The following is a 16,206-nucleotide window of genomic DNA, read 5'->3' as shown; positions in this document are numbered from 1 at the left end:
GCGGAACACCTGATGAGCGATATACCTTTCTGGCAAAGTAAAACCCTTGATGAAATGAGCGATGCAGAATGGGAGTCGTTGTGTGATGGTTGTGGTCAGTGCTGCCTGCATAAACTGATGGATGAAGACACCGACGAAATCTACTTCACTAACGTCGCTTGCCGTCAGCTTAATATTAAAACCTGTCAATGTCGGAACTACGAACGCCGCTTCGAGTTTGAACCCGACTGCATTAAATTAACCCGCGAAAACCTGCCAACATTCGAATGGCTACCGATGACCTGTGCTTATCGGTTGCTGGCGGAAGGGAAGACATTGCCAGAGTGGCATCCGCTGATGACTGGTTCGAAAGCGGCAATGCACGGTGAGCGAATCTCTGTACGTCATATTGCAGTGAAAGAATCAGAAGTGATCGACTGGCAGGATCATATACTCAATAAACCGGACTGGGCGCAGTGAGTAGTTGAAACAGAAGGGGTTACTTTCTCGTTTTGAACGGGGCACTGTTGGTGCATCAGAACTGAAATTTACATCCAGAATTGCCAGGGGATTGTCATTATTATTTGCCCCCAATGCGAACAGAAAAATGCCCCTCTGTGCAGTAATGAAGATTGGATTTACTCCTGCACTTAATGCCCGGCGAGCAAATGTGCTGCAATTCATACACCTTACGAACTTATACTGATACTCCTATTTCTCGGTGCTACATTCCTGTATTTATTGCCAGTTTCCAGAGACTGCTTATCTGCTCACTCACGTTTTTTCGAGAGAACGATGATATTTTTCGCGGGTTAGTGGATCTGGTTTCGCTTTTTCGTGGAGAAATAACTGCAAAGGAAAATTCTTAATATCGTCGTTTAATTTGTCGAATGCGGACATGGATTTTATGCAGACCATATAAACATTCTCTGGTCGCTCGTTCTTACAGAATGGTTTTTTGGTGATACTCGTAATGCGGTGACCTGGTCGATGAAACTGGCACTGTATAGTGCCAGTCGCAATTTAGTTGGCTTGCTTTTTCATCATACTGATAATAAACAACAGCGCCGCACACAGCACCACCGACGGGCCTGCTGGCGTATCGTAAAACGCGGAAAAGGTTAAACCACCAGTTACGGCAATCATCCCCACCAAAACCGCGACACCAGCCATCTGCTCCGGCGTGCGGGCAAAACGACGTGCAGTAGCCGCAGGAATAATCAGCAGCGAGGTAATAATCAACGCGCCGACAAATTTCATTGCCACGCCAATCGTCAATGCCGTCACCAGCATCAACAATAATTTTACGCGCTGTAATTTTACGCCATCGACAAACGCCAGATCCGGGCTAATCGTCATCGACAGTAAATTGCGCCATTGCCAGAACAGAATTGCCACCACGATGACCACGCCAATCGCAATGGAGATAAGATCTTCCGGCGTCACTGCCAGCAAATCACCGAACAGATATGCCATCAAGTCAACGCGAATGTTAGACATCAGGCTGACGACGACCAGACCCAGCGACAAAGCACTGTGCGCCATAATTCCCAATAATGTATCGATCGCCAGTTGTGGGCGCTTTTCCAGCCATACCAGACCGCCCGCCAGCAGCAGCGTAACCGCAATCACTGCATAGAAAGGATTCACATCCAGTAGCAGGCCAAACGCGACGCCAAGTAAAGATGCATGCGCCAGCGTGTCGCCGAAATAAGACATACGGCGCCAGACAACAAACGAACCCAGCGGACCAGCAGCACAGGCCAGCATGATCCCGGCTAACCAACCAGGAAATAATAATTCAATCATGAGCGATCATTTCCCCGACGCAGAATAATCCGCCCCTGTAAATCATGGCGGTGATTATGATGATGGCGATATATACCCAGCTGCTCAGCGCCGCGAGGTCCAAACATCGAAATAAATTCTGGATGCAGGGAAACGACTTCCGGTGTGCCGGAACAACAGATGTGGTGATTGAGGCAAAGTACTTCATCGGTTTTTGCCATCACCAGATGCAGATCGTGAGAAACCATTAATACGCCACAATCCAGTTCGCGACGCAGTTGATCAATCAGGTCGTACAACGCAACCTGACCATTTACATCCACGCCTTGAGTGGGTTCATCCAGCACTAATAATTGCGGTTGATTTAACAACGCGCGCGCCAGCAGTACACGCTGCGTTTCGCCGCCAGAGAGCTTTTGCATTGGCGCGTCAATCAGATGCCCGGCCTGAACGCGTTTCAGTGCGGGCAGAATGTCTTCTTTATATGTACCGGGGCGTAAGCGTAAAAAACGGTTTACGGTCAGTGGCAACGTGGTGTCGAGATAGAGCTTTTGCGGCACGTAGCCGATACGCAGTTTTCCGTGGCGCTTGATAACACCTTCATCTGGTGTTACCAGCCCGAGCACAACCCGCACCAGCGTCGACTTACCTGCGCCGTTCGGCCCAAGTAAGGTCAAAATTTTTCCAGGTTTAAGTTCCAGCGACACATCAGAGAGGACGCGGCGTTGGCCAAAAGAAACCGAGACATTTTCCAGGGAAACCAGACTTGTCATGTTAATTTTAGTCTTGCAGTAGTCATGAAATGTTATAATATCACACTTCTTGTATTCATTACGATGATTGGTCGCATTATGTTACATAAAAAAACGCTTCTTTTCGCAGCATTATCCGCCGCTCTCTGGGGTGGTGCAACACAGGCGGCAGATGCCGCCGTTGTTGCTTCGCTTAAACCTATTGGATTCATCGCTTCCGCCATTGCTGATGGGGTAACAGAGACTGAAGTATTACTGCCTGATGGTGCTTCTGAACACGATTATTCACTGCGTCCATCGGATGTAAAACGCTTACAGAACGCGGACTTAGTCGTCTGGGTTGGCCCGGAGATGGAAGCGTTTATGCAAAAGCCGGTGAGCAAATTACCTGAGGCGAAACAGGTAACGATTGCGCAGCTAGATGATGTGAAACCGATGCTGATGAAAAGTATTCACGGCGATGATGATGATCATAACCACGCGGAAAAAAGTGACGAAGATCACCATCACGGCGATTTCAACATGCATCTTTGGCTCTCCCCAGAGATAGCGCGGGCTACAGCGGTTGCAATCCATGAAAAATTAGTGGAACTTATGCCGCAAAGTCGAGCCAAACTTGACGCCAACCTGAAGGATTTTGAGGCACAATTAGTTGCAACCGATAAACAGGTTGGTAATGAGCTCGCGCCGCTCAAGGGAAAAGGTTATTTCGTTTTTCATGATGCTTACGGCTACTTCGAAAAACAATTCGGACTGACACCGCTTGGTCATTTTACCGTTAACCCAGAGATTCAACCGGGCGCGCAGCGTTTACATGAAATAAGAACACAGTTGGTTGAGCAAAAAGCAACCTGCGTTTTTGCTGAACCACAGTTCAGGCCAGCGGTCGTTGAAAGCGTCGCACGAGGGACATCCGTTCGTATGGGAACGTTGGATCCCCTTGGGACGAATATCAAACTGGGTAAAACAAGCTATTCAGAATTTCTGAATCAATTAGCCAACCAGTACGCGAGCTGCCTGAAAGGAGATTAATGAGGAAGTGATTACGTGCAACAGATAGCCCGCTCTGTCGCCCTGGCGTTTAATAATTTACCGCGACCACACCGCGTTATGTTGGGGTCGCTCACCGTTCTTACTCTGGCCGTCGCTGTCTGGCGGCCCTATGTTTACCACCGCGACGCCACGCCAATTGTTAAAACCATTGAGCTGGAACAAAACGAAATCCGTTCACTCTTACCTGAAGCCAGTGAACCGATTGATCAAGCCGCACAAGAAGATGAAGCCATTCCGCAAGATGAACTGGACGACAAGATCGCCGGAGAAGCGGGTGTGCATGAATATGTTGTTTCCACAGGCGATACGCTAAGTAGCATCCTCAATCAATATGGTATTGATATGGGTGATATCACCCAACTGGCTGCTGCGGATAAAGATCTGCGTAACCTGAAAATTGGTCAACAACTCACCTGGACATTAACCGCAGAGGGCGATTTACAACGTCTGACCTGGGAAGTTTCTCGTCGGGAAACGCGTACCTATGACCGCACTGCAGCAAACGGTTTTAAAATGACCAGCGAAATGCAGCAAGGGGAGTGGGTTAATAATCTACTGAAAGGCACTGTAGGGTCGAGCTTTGTTGCCAGCGCCAGAAGTGCTGGTTTAACCAGTGCTGAAGTGAGCGCAGTGATTAAAGCGTTACAGTGGCAGATGGACTTTCGGAAGGTTAAAAAAGGCGATGAATTTGCGGTATTAATGTCACGTGAAATGCTTGATGGCAAACGTGAACAAAGCCAGTTACTGGGCGTACGTTTGCGTTCTGAAGGTAAAGATTACTACGCTATCCGTGCCGAAGATGGCAAGTTCTATGATCGTAACGGTACTGGTCTGGCGAAAGGATTCTTGCGATTCCCGACGGCGAAGCAGTTCCGTATCTCGTCTAACTTTAACCCGCGTCGTCTGAACCCGGTAACAGGCCGCGTTGCGCCGCACAGGGGCGTTGATTTCGCGATGCCACAGGGTACGCCGGTACTTTCGGTGGGTGACGGTGAAGTGGTTGTAGCCAAACGCAGTGGCGCCGCAGGTTATTATGTTGCGATCCGTCATGGCCGCACCTATACCACGCGTTATATGCACCTGCGCAAGATTCTGGTGAAACCGGGGCAGAAGGTAAAACGTGGCGATCGTATCGCGCTTTCTGGTAATACCGGGCGTTCAACCGGGCCGCATTTGCACTATGAAGTATGGATCAACCAGCAGGCCGTAAACCCGCTGACGGCGAAACTGCCGCGTACCGAAGGGCTGACTGGCTCCGATCGCAGTGAGTTCCTGGCGCAGGCCAAAGAGATTGTGCCGCAGCTACAGTTTGATTAATTAACACCCATTCGCAGCCGGTACGCAGTCAGTACCGGCTTTTTTATTTGGTGCGGGGCAAGTTGCGCCGCTACACTATCAGCAGATTGATATTTGCCTTATCCGAAACTGGAAAAGCATGGAAACGAAAAAAAATAATAGTGAATACATTCCTGAGTTTGATAAATCCTTTCGCCATCCGCGTTACTGGGGAGCCTGGTTGGGTGTGGCGGCGATGGCCGGCATTGCCTTAACCCCTCCGAAATTCCGCGATCCCATTCTGGCGCGGCTGGGACGTTTTGCCGGACGATTGGGTAAAAGCTCACGTCGTCGTGCGTTAATCAATCTGTCTCTTTGCTTTCCAGAACGTAGCGAAGCTGAACGCGAAGCGATTGTGGATGAGATGTTTGCCACAGCGCCGCAGGCGATGGCGATGATGGCAGAACTGGCGATACGCGGGCCGGAAAAAATTCAGCCGCGCGTAGACTGGCAGGGACTGGAAATCATCGAAGAGATGCGGCGTAACGACGAGAAAGTGATCTTTCTGGTGCCGCACGGCTGGGCGGTAGATATCCCCGCGATGCTGATGGCCTCGCAAGGGCAGAAAATGGCGGCGATGTTCCATAATCAGGGCAATCCGGTTTTTGATTATGTCTGGAACACCGTGCGTCGTCGTTTTGGCGGTCGTCTACATGCGAGGAATGACGGCATAAAACCGTTCATCCAGTCGGTTCGTCAGGGGTACTGGGGCTATTATTTGCCCGATCAGGATCATGGCCCGGAGCACAGTGAATTTGTTGATTTCTTTGCAACCTATAAAGCGACGCTGCCCGCGATTGGTCGTCTGATGAAAGTGTGTCGTGCGCGTGTCGTACCGTTGTTTCCGATTTATGACGGCAAGACGCATCGTTTGACGATTCAGGTGCGCCCGCCGATGGATGACTTGTCAGAGGCTGATGACCATACCATTGCGCGGCGGATGAATGAAGAAGTCGAGATTTTTGTTGGTCCGCGACCAGAGCAATACACCTGGATTTTAAAATTGCTCAAGACTCGCAAACCGGGCGAAATCCAGCCTTATAAACGTAAAGATCTTTATCCTATCAAATAGAAAAAGCCTCTCACGAAGAGAGGCTTTCGTCTGATGATAAGTTCAAGTTTGCTTCAAATCTGTTGAATTATCATTGAATTGCAGGCCGGGCAAGGCGTTTTCACCGTATCCGGCAATGTACTTACTCTACGGTTAAAATACGCGTGGTATTGGTAGAACCCACGGTACTCATCACATCGCCCTGGGTGACAATTACCAGGTCACCAGACATCAGGTAGCCTTTATCGCGCAGCAGATTTACCGCTTCGCTGGCAGCAACCACGCCATCATTCGCGCTGTCAAAATAGACCGGCGTTACACCACGATAAAGCGCAGTCAGATTCAGGGTGCGCTCATGGCGAGACATCGCAAAAATCGGCAGTCCGGAGCTGATACGGGAAGTCATCAGCGCGGTACGACCTGATTCGGTCATGGTGATGATAGCGGTAACACCTTTCAGGTGGTTAGCCGCATACATCGCGGACATGGCGATAGCTTCTTCCACATTGTCGAATTGAACGTCCAGACGATGTTTAGACACGTTGATGCTTGGGATTTTTTCCGCACCCAGGCAAACGCGCGCCATGGCTGCAACGGTTTCTGACGGATACTGACCCGCAGCGGTTTCTGCAGACAACATTACTGCGTCAGTACCATCCAGCACGGCGTTTGCCACGTCCATAACTTCTGCTCGAGTCGGCATTGGGTTGGTAATCATTGACTCCATCATCTGGGTCGCAGTGATTACCGCACGGTTCAGCTGACGCGCGCGACGAATCAACGCTTTCTGAATGCCGACCAGTTCAGGATCGCCAATTTCTACGCCGAGGTCGCCACGTGCAACCATCACCACGTCAGAGGCGAGAATAATGTCGTCCATCGCGTCCTGGCTGCAAACTGCTTCTGCACGTTCAACCTTGGCGACAATTTTCGCATCACAACCTGCGTCGCGCGCCAGACGGCGAGCATAGTTCAGATCTTCGCCGCAGCGAGGGAAGGAGACAGCCAGGTAATCCACGCCAATCAGCGCCGCAGTCTGGATATCTGCTTTATCTTTCTCGGTCAGTGCTTCAGCCGACAGGCCGCCGCCGAGTTTGTTGATCCCTTTATTGTTGGAGAGAGGGCCGCCGACGGTCACTTCGGTGAACACTTTCATGCCCTGGACTTCCAGCACTTTTAACTGAACGCGACCGTCGTCGAGCAGCAAAATATCGCCAGGCACGACGTCAGCAGGCAATCCTTTATAGTCGATACCGACTTTTTCTTTATCGCCTTCACCTTTCCCCAGGTTGGCGTCCAGCAGGAATTTATCCCCAATATTGAGGAATACCTTACCTTCTTTAAAGGTAGATACACGAATCTTTGGCCCCTGAAGGTCACCCAGAATAGCCACATGACGCCCCAGTTTTGCGGCAATTTCACGAACTTTATCCGCGCGCATTTTGTGATCTTCAGGCGAGCCGTGAGAAAAGTTCATACGTACAACGTTTGCGCCGGCAGCGATAACTTTTTCAAGGTTATTATCGCGATCAGTAGCAGGGCCTAACGTGGTAACGATTTTGGTTCTGCGAAGCCTTCTGGACATGTAATACTCCGTTGACTGAAACTACAAGGTGTTGCTTGAACATGAAATCCGAATGAAATAAAGCCATTTTGGCGATAAATTAATCTCATTCGGATGTCGTATAAGATTAGAACAGTGGCAATCGTTTTAACGATCGTCACTTAAATTAAGTAACTGCTTATCAAAACGCGATTCCTTGAGAGCTTCCTTGACCCGCTTCAAGTTATCTCTGAATTTTGCGCCGCGTCGCAAAGTAAATCCTGTTGCCAGCACATCTATCACGGTCAACTGGGCAAGTCGAGAGACCATGGGCATATAAATGTCAGTATCTTCCGGTACGTCGAGGGTAATTGCCAGCGTTGCTTCCCGGGCGAGTGGTGTACCAGCAGAGGTGAGGGCAATCACCATTGCGTCGTTTTCCCGCGCCAGTTGTGCCAGTTCAACCAGATTTTTGGTCCTGCCGGTGTGGGAAATCAACACAACGACGTCTCCATCGCTACAGTTCATACAACTCATTCGCTGCAGTACGATATCGTCCGAGTAGATCACCGGAACATTGAAGCGAAAAAACTTATTCATTGCATCGTGAGCAACAGCGGCAGAAGAACCTAACCCGAAAAAGGCAATTTTCTTCGCCTGGGTGAGGAGATCAACAGCACGATTGACGGCGGACTTATCCAGCGAGTGGCGGACGTGATCGAGAGTAGCCATTGCCGACTCAAATATTTTCCCTGTGTATGATTCAACGCTGTCATCTTCACTGACGTTGCGATTAACATAGGGTGTGCCATTAGCCAGACTTTGCGCCAGATGCAGTTTAAAATCAGGAAAACCGCGAGTGTCCATGCTGCGACAGAATCGATTGACTGTCGGTTCGCTAACATTGGCTTCCAGTGCCAGCGCAGCAATACTCGAATGGATCGCGTTGTCGGGCGAGACAAGAATGACCTCGGCAACTTTGCGTTCTGATTTGCTCAAATGTTCCAGCTGAGACTGGATTTTTTCCAGCATATTCATGATGTAAAGAGACTCACGGGTAATGACGATTTCCACACTGAAAGAAATCGAAATGCAGTTTTGTCAGATATTACGCCTGTGTGCTGTGTTAATGACAAAAGCAGATAAAAAAGTTGTTATTTTTTTTCATAACATGATCAGTGTCAGATTTTTACCCAAAGGAAAACGATGGTTTTTTTATCAGTTTTGCCGCACTTTACGCGCTTTTGCCGTAATCGCACGGGTGGATAAGCGTTTACAGTTTTCGCAAGCTCGTAAAAGCAGTACAGTGCACCGTAAGAAAATTACAATTATACCCAGGCTTAAGTACCGGGTTAGTTAACCTAAGGAGAATGACATGGCGGTAACGCAAACAGCCCAGGCCTGTGACCTGGTCATTTTCGGCGCGAAAGGCGACCTTGCGCGTCGTAAATTGCTGCCTTCCCTGTATCAACTGGAAAAAGCCGGTCAGCTCAACCCAGACACCCGGATTATCGGCGTAGGGCGTGCTGACTGGGATAAAGCGGCATATACCAAAGTTGTCCGCGAGGCGCTCGAAACTTTCATGAAAGAAACCATTGATGAAGGTTTATGGGACACCCTGAGTGCGCGTCTGGATTTTTGTAATCTCGACGTCAATGATACGGCTGCATTCAGTCGTCTCGGTGCGATGCTGGATCAAAAAAATCGTATCACCATTAACTACTTTGCCATGCCTCCTGGCACCTTTGGTGCAATCTGCAAAGGGCTGGGTGAGGCGAAACTGAACGGCAAACCGGCACGCGTGGTGATGGAAAAACCGCTGGGTACGTCGCTGGCGACCTCGCGTGAAATCAACGATCAGGTAGGCGAATACTTCGAGGAGTGTCAGGTTTACCGTATCGACCACTATCTGGGTAAAGAAACGGTACTGAACCTGCTGGCGCTGCGTTTTGCTAACTCACTGTTTGTGAACAACTGGGACAATCGCACCATTGATCATGTTGAGATCACGGTGGCAGAAGAGGTTGGGATCGAAGGGCGCTGGGGCTATTTCGATAAAGCCGGTCAGATGCGCGATATGATCCAGAACCACCTGCTACAAATTCTCTGCATGATTGCGATGTCTCCGCCGTCTGACCTGAGTGCCGATAGCATCCGGGATGAAAAAGTGAAAGTACTTAAGTCGCTGCGCCGCATTGATCGCTCTAACGTGCGTGAAAAGACGGTGCGTGGGCAGTACACCGCAGGTTTTGCGCAGGGCAAAAAAGTACCGGGTTATCTGGAAGAAGAGGGCGCGAACAAAAGCAGTAACACGGAAACCTTCGTGGCGATCCGCGTCGACATCGATAACTGGCGCTGGGCTGGCGTACCGTTCTACCTGCGTACCGGTAAACGTCTGCCGACTAAATGCTCTGAAGTGGTGGTCTATTTCAAAACGCCAGAACTGAATCTGTTTAAAGAATCCTGGCAGGATCTGCCGCAGAACAAATTAACCATCCGTCTGCAACCTGATGAGGGCGTGGATATCCAGGTACTGAATAAAGTTCCTGGTCTTGACCATAAACATAACCTGCAAATCACTAAGCTGGATCTGAGCTATTCAGAAACCTTTAATCAGACACATCTGGCTGATGCTTACGAACGTCTGTTGCTGGAAACGATGCGCGGTATTCAGGCGTTGTTTGTGCGTCGCGATGAAGTAGAAGAAGCGTGGAAATGGGTGGATTCTATTACTGAAGCCTGGGCGATGGACAACGATGCACCGAAACCGTATCAGGCCGGAACCTGGGGACCTGTTGCCTCGGTGGCGATGATTACTCGTGACGGTCGTTCCTGGAATGAGTTTGAGTAATATCTCGACTTATCCTTACGGGTTATTTTACCGGTAACATGATCTTGCACAGATTGTAGAGTAATTTTTACACTTTTGAGCCTCGTGTGGATTCACCCACGAGGCTTTTTTTATTACACTGACTGAAACGTTTCTGCCCTATGAGCTCCGGTTACAGGCGTTTCAGTCATAATTTTCCTGAATGAAACGCGTTGTGAATCATCCTGCTCTGACAACTCAATTTCAGGAGCCTTTATGAATCCACAATTGTTACGCGTAACAAATCGAATCATTGAACGTTCGCGCGAGACTCGCTCTGCATACCTCGCCCGGATCGAACAAGCGAAAACTTCGACCGTTCATCGTTCGCAGTTGGCATGTGGTAACCTGGCACACGGTTTCGCTGCCTGCCAGCCAGAAGACAAAGCCTCTCTGAAAAGCATGTTGCGTAACAATATTGCTATCATCACCTCCTACAACGACATGCTCTCTGCCCACCAGCCTTATGAACACTACCCGGAGATTATTCGTAAAGCACTGCATGAAGCCAACGCGGTCGGTCAGGTTGCAGGTGGTGTTCCGGCTATGTGCGATGGTGTAACCCAGGGGCAGGACGGCATGGAACTGTCGCTGCTAAGCCGCGAAGTGATTGCAATGTCTGCGGCGGTGGGGCTGTCCCATAATATGTTTGATGGCGCGCTGTTTCTCGGCGTGTGCGACAAGATTGTCCCGGGTCTGACGATGGCAGCCCTGTCGTTTGGTCATTTGCCTGCGGTGTTTGTGCCGTCTGGACCGATGGCAAGCGGTTTGCCAAATAAAGAAAAAGTGCGTATTCGCCAGCTTTATGCCGAAGGTAAAGTGGACCGCATGGCACTACTGGAGTCAGAAGCCGCGTCTTATCATGCGCCGGGAACATGTACTTTCTACGGTACTGCCAACACCAACCAGATGGTGGTGGAGTTTATGGGGATGCAGTTGCCAGGCTCTTCTTTTGTTCATCCGGATTCTCCGCTGCGCGATGCTTTGACCGCTGCCGCTGCGCGTCAGGTTACACGCATGACCGGTAATGGTAATGAATGGATGCCGATCGGTAAGATGATCGATGAGAAAGTGGTGGTGAACGGTATTGTTGCACTGCTGGCGACCGGCGGCTCCACTAACCACACAATGCACCTGGTGGCGATGGCGCGTGCGGCGGGTATTCAGATTAACTGGGATGACTTCTCTGATCTTTCTGATGTCGTACCGCTGATGGCGCGTCTCTACCCGAACGGCCCGGCTGATATTAACCACTTCCAGGCGGCGGGTGGTGTACCGGTGCTGGTACGTGAACTGCTCAAGGCGGGTCTGCTGCATGAAGATGTCAACACGGTAGCGGGTTTTGGCCTTTCGCGTTATACCCTCGAACCGTGGCTGAATAACGGTGAGCTGGACTGGCGCGAAGGCGCAGAAAAATCGCTCGACAGCAATGTGATTGCTTCCTTCGAGCAGCCTTTCTCTCATCATGGCGGGACAAAAGTGTTAAGCGGTAACCTGGGCCGTGCGGTTATGAAGACCTCTGCCGTACCGGTAGAAAACCAAGTGATTGAAGCGCCTGCGGTTGTTTTTGAAAGCCAGCATGACGTTATGCCGGCCTTTGAAGCGGGTTTGCTGGACCGCGATTGTGTGGTCGTTGTCCGTCATCAGGGGCCAAAAGCGAACGGAATGCCAGAATTACATAAACTCATGCCGCCACTTGGTGTATTATTGGACCGGTGTTTCAAAATTGCGTTAGTTACTGATGGACGACTCTCTGGTGCTTCAGGTAAAGTGCCGTCAGCTATCCACGTAACACCAGAAGCCTACGATGGCGGGCTGCTGGCAAAAGTGCGCGACGGGGACATCATTCGTGTGAATGGACAGACAGGCGAACTGACGCTGCTGGTAGACGAAGCGGAACTGGCTGCTCGCGAACCGCACATTCCTGACCTGAGCGCGTCGCGCGTGGGAACAGGACGTGAATTATTCAGCGCCTTGCGTGAAAAACTGTCCGGTGCCGAACAGGGCGCAACCTGTATCACTTTTTAAGACGACAAATTTGTAATCAGGCGAGAGAAAACTCTGATGAAAAACTGGAAAACAAGTGCAGAATCAATCCTGACCACCGGCCCGGTTGTACCGGTTATCGTGGTAAAAAAACTGGAACACGCGGTGCCGATGGCAAAAGCGTTGGTTGCTGGTGGGGTTCGCGTTCTGGAAGTGACTCTGCGTACCGAGTGTGCAGTTGATGCTATCCGTGCTATCGCCAAAGAAGTGCCTGAAGCGATTGTGGGTGCCGGTACGGTGCTGAATCCACAGCAACTGGCAGAAGTGACCGAAGCGGGTGCACAGTTCGCAATCAGCCCGGGTCTGACTGAGCCACTGCTGAAAGCGGCGACTGAAGGTACAATTCCTCTGATCCCAGGGATCAGCACTGTTTCCGAACTGATGCTGGGTATGGACTACGGCCTGAAAGAGTTCAAATTCTTCCCGGCTGAAGCTAATGGCGGCGTGAAAGCCCTGCAGGCGATCGCAGGTCCGTTCTCCCAGGTGCGTTTCTGCCCGACTGGTGGTATTTCTCCGGCTAACTACCGTGATTACCTGGCGCTGAAAAGCGTACTGTGCATCGGTGGTTCCTGGCTGGTTCCGGCGGATGCGCTGGAAGCGGGCGATTACGACCGTATTACTCAACTGGCGCGTGAAGCAGTAGAAGGCGCTAAGCTGTAAAAATTAAAAATGCCCGATTGTGAATCGGGCATTTTTGTCGCTTGCTTTTAACAGATTTAACCTTGCACTTTCACCTGACCGGCGGCGTGCTTCGCGCGTTCAATCGCCTCATCAACACTCTCTGCGGTCGCCAGAGCCACACCCAGACGACGGCTGCCATCAATTTCCGGCTTACCAAATAATCTAATCTGTAGACCTGCGCCTACGGCATTCTGCACATTATCAAACGTGACATTCTGACTGGTCAGTTGCGGCAGGATAACGGCTGAAGCGGCTGGACCATACTGGCGGATCCCACCAACAGGCAGTCCAAGGAACGCGCGTACATGCAGGGCAAACTCTGAGAGATCCTGAGAAATTAACGTCACCATCCCGGTGTCATGCGGGCGAGGGGAGACTTCACTGAAAATCACCTCATCACCACAGACAAACAACTCGACACCAAACAGCCCATAACCGCCCAGTGCCAGCACTACTTTACGGGCAATCTCCTGCGCACGTTCAAGGGCAAGTGGGCTCATTTGCTGCGGTTGCCATGATTCACGGTAGTCTCCATCTTCCTGACGATGACCTACTGGCGCACAGAAATGGACACCATCCACGGCGCTGACGGTCAGTAGTGTAATTTCGAAGTCAAACTTAACCACGCCTTCAACAATCACACGACCCGCTCCGGCGCGACCACCTTGCTGGGCGTACTCCCACGCCTGAGCAAGTTGTTCGGCAGAGCGAATAAATGTCTGCCCCTTGCCGGAAGAACTCATCACCGGTTTAACAATACAGGGATAGCCAATGGCGGCAACCGCCTCGCGAAAAAGGTTTTCGCTGTCGGCAAAACGATACGTTGAAGTGGGAATATGAAGCTCTTCTGCCGCCAGACGGCGGATGCCCTCGCGATTCATGGTTAATTTTGTCGCGCGCGCGCAGGGGACAACATTCAGTCCTTCCTCTTCAAGCTGGATCAGCATATCGGTGGCAATAGCTTCAATCTCTGGCACGATATAGTGCGGCTTTTCCAGTTCAACCACGCGGCGCAATGCATCACCATCCAGCATATTAATGACATGGGAGCGGTGCGCGACATGCATGGCTGGCGCGTCGGCATAGCGATCAACCGCAATCACCTCTACGCCGAGGCGCTGGCACTCGATTGCCACTTCTTTACCCAGTTCACCGGAACCTAATAACATCACGCGAGTTGCTGCCGGACGCAGCGCAGTGCCTAATAACGTCATAACGAATATCCCCTGATTAATTCCGCGTGAAGTATAAACGAAAACGTTTGCGTGTGTCTTTATTGCTTGATTGCTTGCGTTGATTTCTCAACTGAAAAGAAATATACTGTATAAAATTACAGTTATGATGAGAGGCTGCAAATGGCGGTTGAAATTAAATACGTAGTCATTCGTGAGGGCGAAGAGAAGATGTCGTTTACCAGCAAAAAGGAAGCCGATGCTTATGACAAAATGCTTGATACGGCGGATCTGCTCGACACCTGGCTGGCAAATTCCCCGGTCAAAATGGAAGACGAGCAACGTGAAGCTCTTTCACTGTGGCTGGCAGAACAGAAAGATGTCCTGAGTACCATTCTGAAAACAGGCAAATTACCGTCTCCGCAGGTGGTCGATAATAGCAACGATGCGGAAGATGAGACCCACGCCGCCTGAAGCAACTTGCGCTCCTGACAATTTGTACCATGCTTTCTCCTGAATCATTGTGCTATGGAGAAAAACATGAAAAAAAGAGGAGCGTTGTTGGGGCTGTTACTGCTTTCTGCCTGCGCATCAGTTTTCGCTGCAAATAACAAAACCAGCAAGTCGGTAACTTTCCCAAAGTGTGAAGGTCTGGATGCAGCCGGAATTGCCGCGAGTGTAAAACGCGATTATCAACAAAACCGCGTAGCGCGCTGGGCAGACGATCAAAAAATCGTTGGTCAGGCAGATCCGGTAGCGTGGGTCAGTTTGCAGGATATTCAGGGTAAAGATGATAAATGGTCAGTTCCGCTGACTGTGCGCGGTAAAAGTGCCGATATTCATTATCAGGTAAGCGTGGACTGTAAAGCGGGAATGGCCGAGTATCAGCGTCGTTAATGGCTAGTAGTCATTGCGCATCATTCCTGGCGGATGCGGCGTAAAAGCTTGTCCGCCTTACAATACTTCAGACCCGTAGGCATGATAAGGCGCGACCGCATCGCAGCAGGCAATCAGCAACAGATAATCCCAATCAATCCTTCCCCCAAATTTCCAACATAGCATTTCCAACATAGCAGCTCCACAGCAAGCACCTTATCTGACGCGAATTTCCGTCGCTGACTTCCTTTTCGGTCCGCTTATTTGCGCATCTTTTGCCGCAATATACACTTTCTGACATCCTCATCCGCTATGCTACAGGCACTAAAAATGGTTATTGAGGAGCAAATATGGCTAACTGGTTAAATCAACTGCAATCCCTTCTTGGGCAAAACAGTTCTTCTACCTCCTCGTCTACGGATCAGGGATTGGGCAAACTTTTAGTGCCGGGCGCATTAGGCGGGCTGGCAGGGCTGCTGGTCGCAAATAAATCAGCACGTAAACTTCTCACGAAATATGGCACCAATGCGTTGCTGGTTGGCGGCGGAGCGGTAGCGGGTACGGTGCTGTGGAACAAATACAAAGATAAAATTCGTGCGGCGCATCAGGATGAACCGCAGTTCGGTACTCAAAGCACGCCGCTGGATGAGCGTACGGAACGTTTGATCCTTGCACTGGTCTTTGCCGCTAAAAGTGATGGTCATATTGATGCCAAAGAACGTGCGGCTATCGACCAGCAATTGCGTGAAGCCGGCGTGGAAGAGCAGGGGCGTGTACTCATTGAGCAGGCAATTGAACAACCGCTGGATCCGCAGCGCCTGGCGAACGGGGTTCGTAATGAAGAAGAGGCGCTGGAAATCTATTTCTTGAGCTGTGCAGCTATTGATATTGATCATTTCATGGAGCGTAGCTACCTGAATGCATTGGGCGACGCGCTGAAAATTCCCCAGGATGTTCGTGAAGGGATCGAACGCGATCTCGAACAGCAAAAGCGCACTTTGGCGGAATAATTCCGCTCTCTGGATAGCCCGATAGTTGAGTTTATCTGGCTATCCAAAACC

Annotated in this window: 16 protein-coding genes; 11 read left to right on the top strand and 5 right to left on the bottom strand. The window is 50.4% G+C overall.

Going from position 1 to position 16,206, the window contains the following annotated elements; genetic code table 11:
- The first annotated feature begins 12 nt into the window (after positions 1–12).
- Positions 13–459 carry a cysteine cluster protein YcgN gene (ycgN, locus tag C3D30_RS11250; RefSeq protein WP_016231670.1) on the top strand — a complete coding sequence of 149 codons (447 nt, stop codon included), beginning with the start codon at positions 13–15 and terminating at the stop codon, positions 457–459.
- 543 nt (positions 460–1,002) lie between these two features.
- On the opposite strand, the gene znuB is transcribed toward ycgN, so the two are convergent.
- Both znuB and znuC read right to left on the bottom strand, forming a co-directional pair.
- A complete protein-coding gene (gene znuB, locus C3D30_RS11245) occupies positions 1,003–1,788 on the bottom strand; it encodes a zinc ABC transporter permease subunit ZnuB (protein ID WP_000571472.1) in 786 nt (261 codons plus the stop codon).
- Entirely contained in the window at positions 1,785–2,540 is a 756-nt protein-coding gene (znuC, locus tag C3D30_RS11240) for a zinc ABC transporter ATP-binding protein ZnuC (RefSeq protein ID WP_000202981.1), read from the bottom strand. The genes znuB and znuC overlap by 4 nt, the downstream gene beginning before the upstream one ends.
- A gap of 78 nt (positions 2,541–2,618) precedes the next feature.
- On the opposite strand from znuC, the gene znuA reads away from it, so the two are divergent.
- The 3 genes from znuA (at position 2,619) to lpxM (ending at position 5,979) form a co-directional block, all read left to right on the top strand.
- Entirely contained in the window at positions 2,619–3,551 is a 933-nt protein-coding gene (gene znuA, locus C3D30_RS11235) for a zinc ABC transporter substrate-binding protein ZnuA (RefSeq protein WP_024195121.1), read from the top strand.
- Positions 3,552–3,566: 15 nt separating this feature from the next.
- Positions 3,567–4,889 (top strand): murein DD-endopeptidase MepM, encoded by a 1,323-nt coding sequence (gene mepM / locus C3D30_RS11230; protein ID WP_001184035.1) that lies wholly within the window; start codon positions 3,567–3,569, stop codon positions 4,887–4,889.
- Between the two features lie 118 nt (positions 4,890–5,007).
- Positions 5,008–5,979 carry a lauroyl-Kdo(2)-lipid IV(A) myristoyltransferase gene (gene lpxM / locus C3D30_RS11225; RefSeq protein WP_010357026.1) on the top strand — a complete coding sequence of 324 codons (972 nt, stop codon included), beginning with the start codon at positions 5,008–5,010 and terminating at the stop codon, positions 5,977–5,979.
- A gap of 121 nt (positions 5,980–6,100) precedes the next feature.
- Here the strand turns inward: lpxM and pyk are convergent, their stop codons facing one another.
- Together pyk and hexR are read right to left on the bottom strand one after the other, a co-directional pair.
- A complete protein-coding gene (pyk, locus tag C3D30_RS11220) occupies positions 6,101–7,543 on the bottom strand; it encodes a pyruvate kinase (RefSeq protein ID WP_000091160.1) in 1,443 nt (480 codons plus the stop codon).
- A 126-nt stretch (positions 7,544–7,669) separates the two neighbouring features.
- The gene (gene hexR, locus C3D30_RS11215) at positions 7,670–8,539 is read right to left on the bottom strand and encodes a DNA-binding transcriptional regulator HexR (RefSeq protein ID WP_001056712.1); all 870 of its coding nucleotides are present in this window, start codon (positions 8,537–8,539) and stop codon (positions 7,670–7,672) included.
- Positions 8,540–8,561: 22 nt separating this feature from the next.
- Between hexR and C3D30_RS20600 the strand changes: the two genes are divergently transcribed.
- The 4 genes from C3D30_RS20600 (at position 8,562) to kdgA (ending at position 13,076) form a co-directional block, all read left to right on the top strand.
- A complete protein-coding gene (locus C3D30_RS20600) occupies positions 8,562–8,861 on the top strand; it encodes a hypothetical protein (RefSeq protein ID WP_000156104.1) in 300 nt (99 codons plus the stop codon).
- Between the two features lie 15 nt (positions 8,862–8,876).
- The gene (zwf, locus tag C3D30_RS11205) at positions 8,877–10,352 is read left to right on the top strand and encodes a glucose-6-phosphate dehydrogenase (protein ID WP_000301722.1); all 1,476 of its coding nucleotides are present in this window, start codon (positions 8,877–8,879) and stop codon (positions 10,350–10,352) included.
- Between the two features lie 234 nt (positions 10,353–10,586).
- The gene (edd, locus tag C3D30_RS11200; RefSeq protein WP_001069467.1) at positions 10,587–12,398 is read left to right on the top strand and encodes a phosphogluconate dehydratase; all 1,812 of its coding nucleotides are present in this window, start codon (positions 10,587–10,589) and stop codon (positions 12,396–12,398) included.
- Between the two features lie 36 nt (positions 12,399–12,434).
- A complete protein-coding gene (kdgA, locus tag C3D30_RS11195; RefSeq protein ID WP_000800514.1) occupies positions 12,435–13,076 on the top strand; it encodes a bifunctional 4-hydroxy-2-oxoglutarate aldolase/2-dehydro-3-deoxy-phosphogluconate aldolase in 642 nt (213 codons plus the stop codon).
- A 56-nt stretch (positions 13,077–13,132) separates the two neighbouring features.
- Here the strand turns inward: kdgA and purT are convergent, their stop codons facing one another.
- A complete protein-coding gene (gene purT / locus C3D30_RS11190; RefSeq protein WP_105286891.1) occupies positions 13,133–14,311 on the bottom strand; it encodes a formate-dependent phosphoribosylglycinamide formyltransferase in 1,179 nt (392 codons plus the stop codon).
- Positions 14,312–14,452: 141 nt separating this feature from the next.
- Here purT and yebG point away from each other — a divergent pair, with 141 nt between their 5' ends.
- The 3 genes from yebG to C3D30_RS11175 all read left to right on the top strand — a co-directional run bounded on the left by yebG (position 14,453) and on the right by C3D30_RS11175 (position 16,155).
- Complete coding sequence (gene yebG, locus C3D30_RS11185) at positions 14,453–14,743, top strand: DNA damage-inducible protein YebG (protein ID WP_000257576.1); 291 nt, start codon at positions 14,453–14,455, stop codon at positions 14,741–14,743.
- A gap of 66 nt (positions 14,744–14,809) precedes the next feature.
- Complete coding sequence (gene yebF, locus C3D30_RS11180) at positions 14,810–15,166, top strand: protein YebF (protein ID WP_105286890.1); 357 nt, start codon at positions 14,810–14,812, stop codon at positions 15,164–15,166.
- A gap of 329 nt (positions 15,167–15,495) precedes the next feature.
- Positions 15,496–16,155 carry a tellurite resistance TerB family protein gene (locus tag C3D30_RS11175; RefSeq protein WP_105286889.1) on the top strand — a complete coding sequence of 220 codons (660 nt, stop codon included), beginning with the start codon at positions 15,496–15,498 and terminating at the stop codon, positions 16,153–16,155.
- The last annotated feature ends 51 nt before the right edge of the window (positions 16,156–16,206 follow it).

The organism is Escherichia sp. MOD1-EC5433, assembly GCF_002966005.1.
GTDB classification, from domain to species: Bacteria; Pseudomonadota; Gammaproteobacteria; order Enterobacterales; family Enterobacteriaceae; genus Escherichia; species Escherichia ruysiae.
This window is presented reverse-complemented; position numbering and strand designations above follow the sequence as displayed.

Excerpts from the sequence above, each read along its gene's own strand:
- C3D30_RS20600 (WP_000156104.1), top strand. The coding sequence starts at position 8,562 with ATGACGATTTCCACACTGAAAGAAATCGAAATGCAGTTTTGTCAGATA.
- pyk (WP_000091160.1), bottom strand. The coding sequence starts at position 7,543 with ATGTCCAGAAGGCTTCGCAGAACCAAAATCGTTACCACGTTAGGCCCT.
- hexR (WP_001056712.1), bottom strand. The coding sequence starts at position 8,539 with ATGAATATGCTGGAAAAAATCCAGTCTCAGCTGGAACATTTGAGCAAA.
- kdgA (WP_000800514.1), top strand. The coding sequence starts at position 12,435 with ATGAAAAACTGGAAAACAAGTGCAGAATCAATCCTGACCACCGGCCCG.
- yebF (WP_105286890.1), top strand. The coding sequence starts at position 14,810 with ATGAAAAAAAGAGGAGCGTTGTTGGGGCTGTTACTGCTTTCTGCCTGC.
- purT (WP_105286891.1), bottom strand. The coding sequence starts at position 14,311 with ATGACGTTATTAGGCACTGCGCTGCGTCCGGCAGCAACTCGCGTGATG.
- ycgN (WP_016231670.1), top strand. The coding sequence starts at position 13 with ATGAGCGATATACCTTTCTGGCAAAGTAAAACCCTTGATGAAATGAGC.
- edd (WP_001069467.1), top strand. The coding sequence starts at position 10,587 with ATGAATCCACAATTGTTACGCGTAACAAATCGAATCATTGAACGTTCG.
- yebG (WP_000257576.1), top strand. The coding sequence starts at position 14,453 with ATGGCGGTTGAAATTAAATACGTAGTCATTCGTGAGGGCGAAGAGAAG.
- zwf (WP_000301722.1), top strand. The coding sequence starts at position 8,877 with ATGGCGGTAACGCAAACAGCCCAGGCCTGTGACCTGGTCATTTTCGGC.
- znuB (WP_000571472.1), bottom strand. The coding sequence starts at position 1,788 with ATGATTGAATTATTATTTCCTGGTTGGTTAGCCGGGATCATGCTGGCC.
- znuC (WP_000202981.1), bottom strand. The coding sequence starts at position 2,540 with ATGACAAGTCTGGTTTCCCTGGAAAATGTCTCGGTTTCTTTTGGCCAA.
- znuA (WP_024195121.1), top strand. The coding sequence starts at position 2,619 with ATGTTACATAAAAAAACGCTTCTTTTCGCAGCATTATCCGCCGCTCTC.
- C3D30_RS11175 (WP_105286889.1), top strand. The coding sequence starts at position 15,496 with ATGGCTAACTGGTTAAATCAACTGCAATCCCTTCTTGGGCAAAACAGT.
- lpxM (WP_010357026.1), top strand. The coding sequence starts at position 5,008 with ATGGAAACGAAAAAAAATAATAGTGAATACATTCCTGAGTTTGATAAA.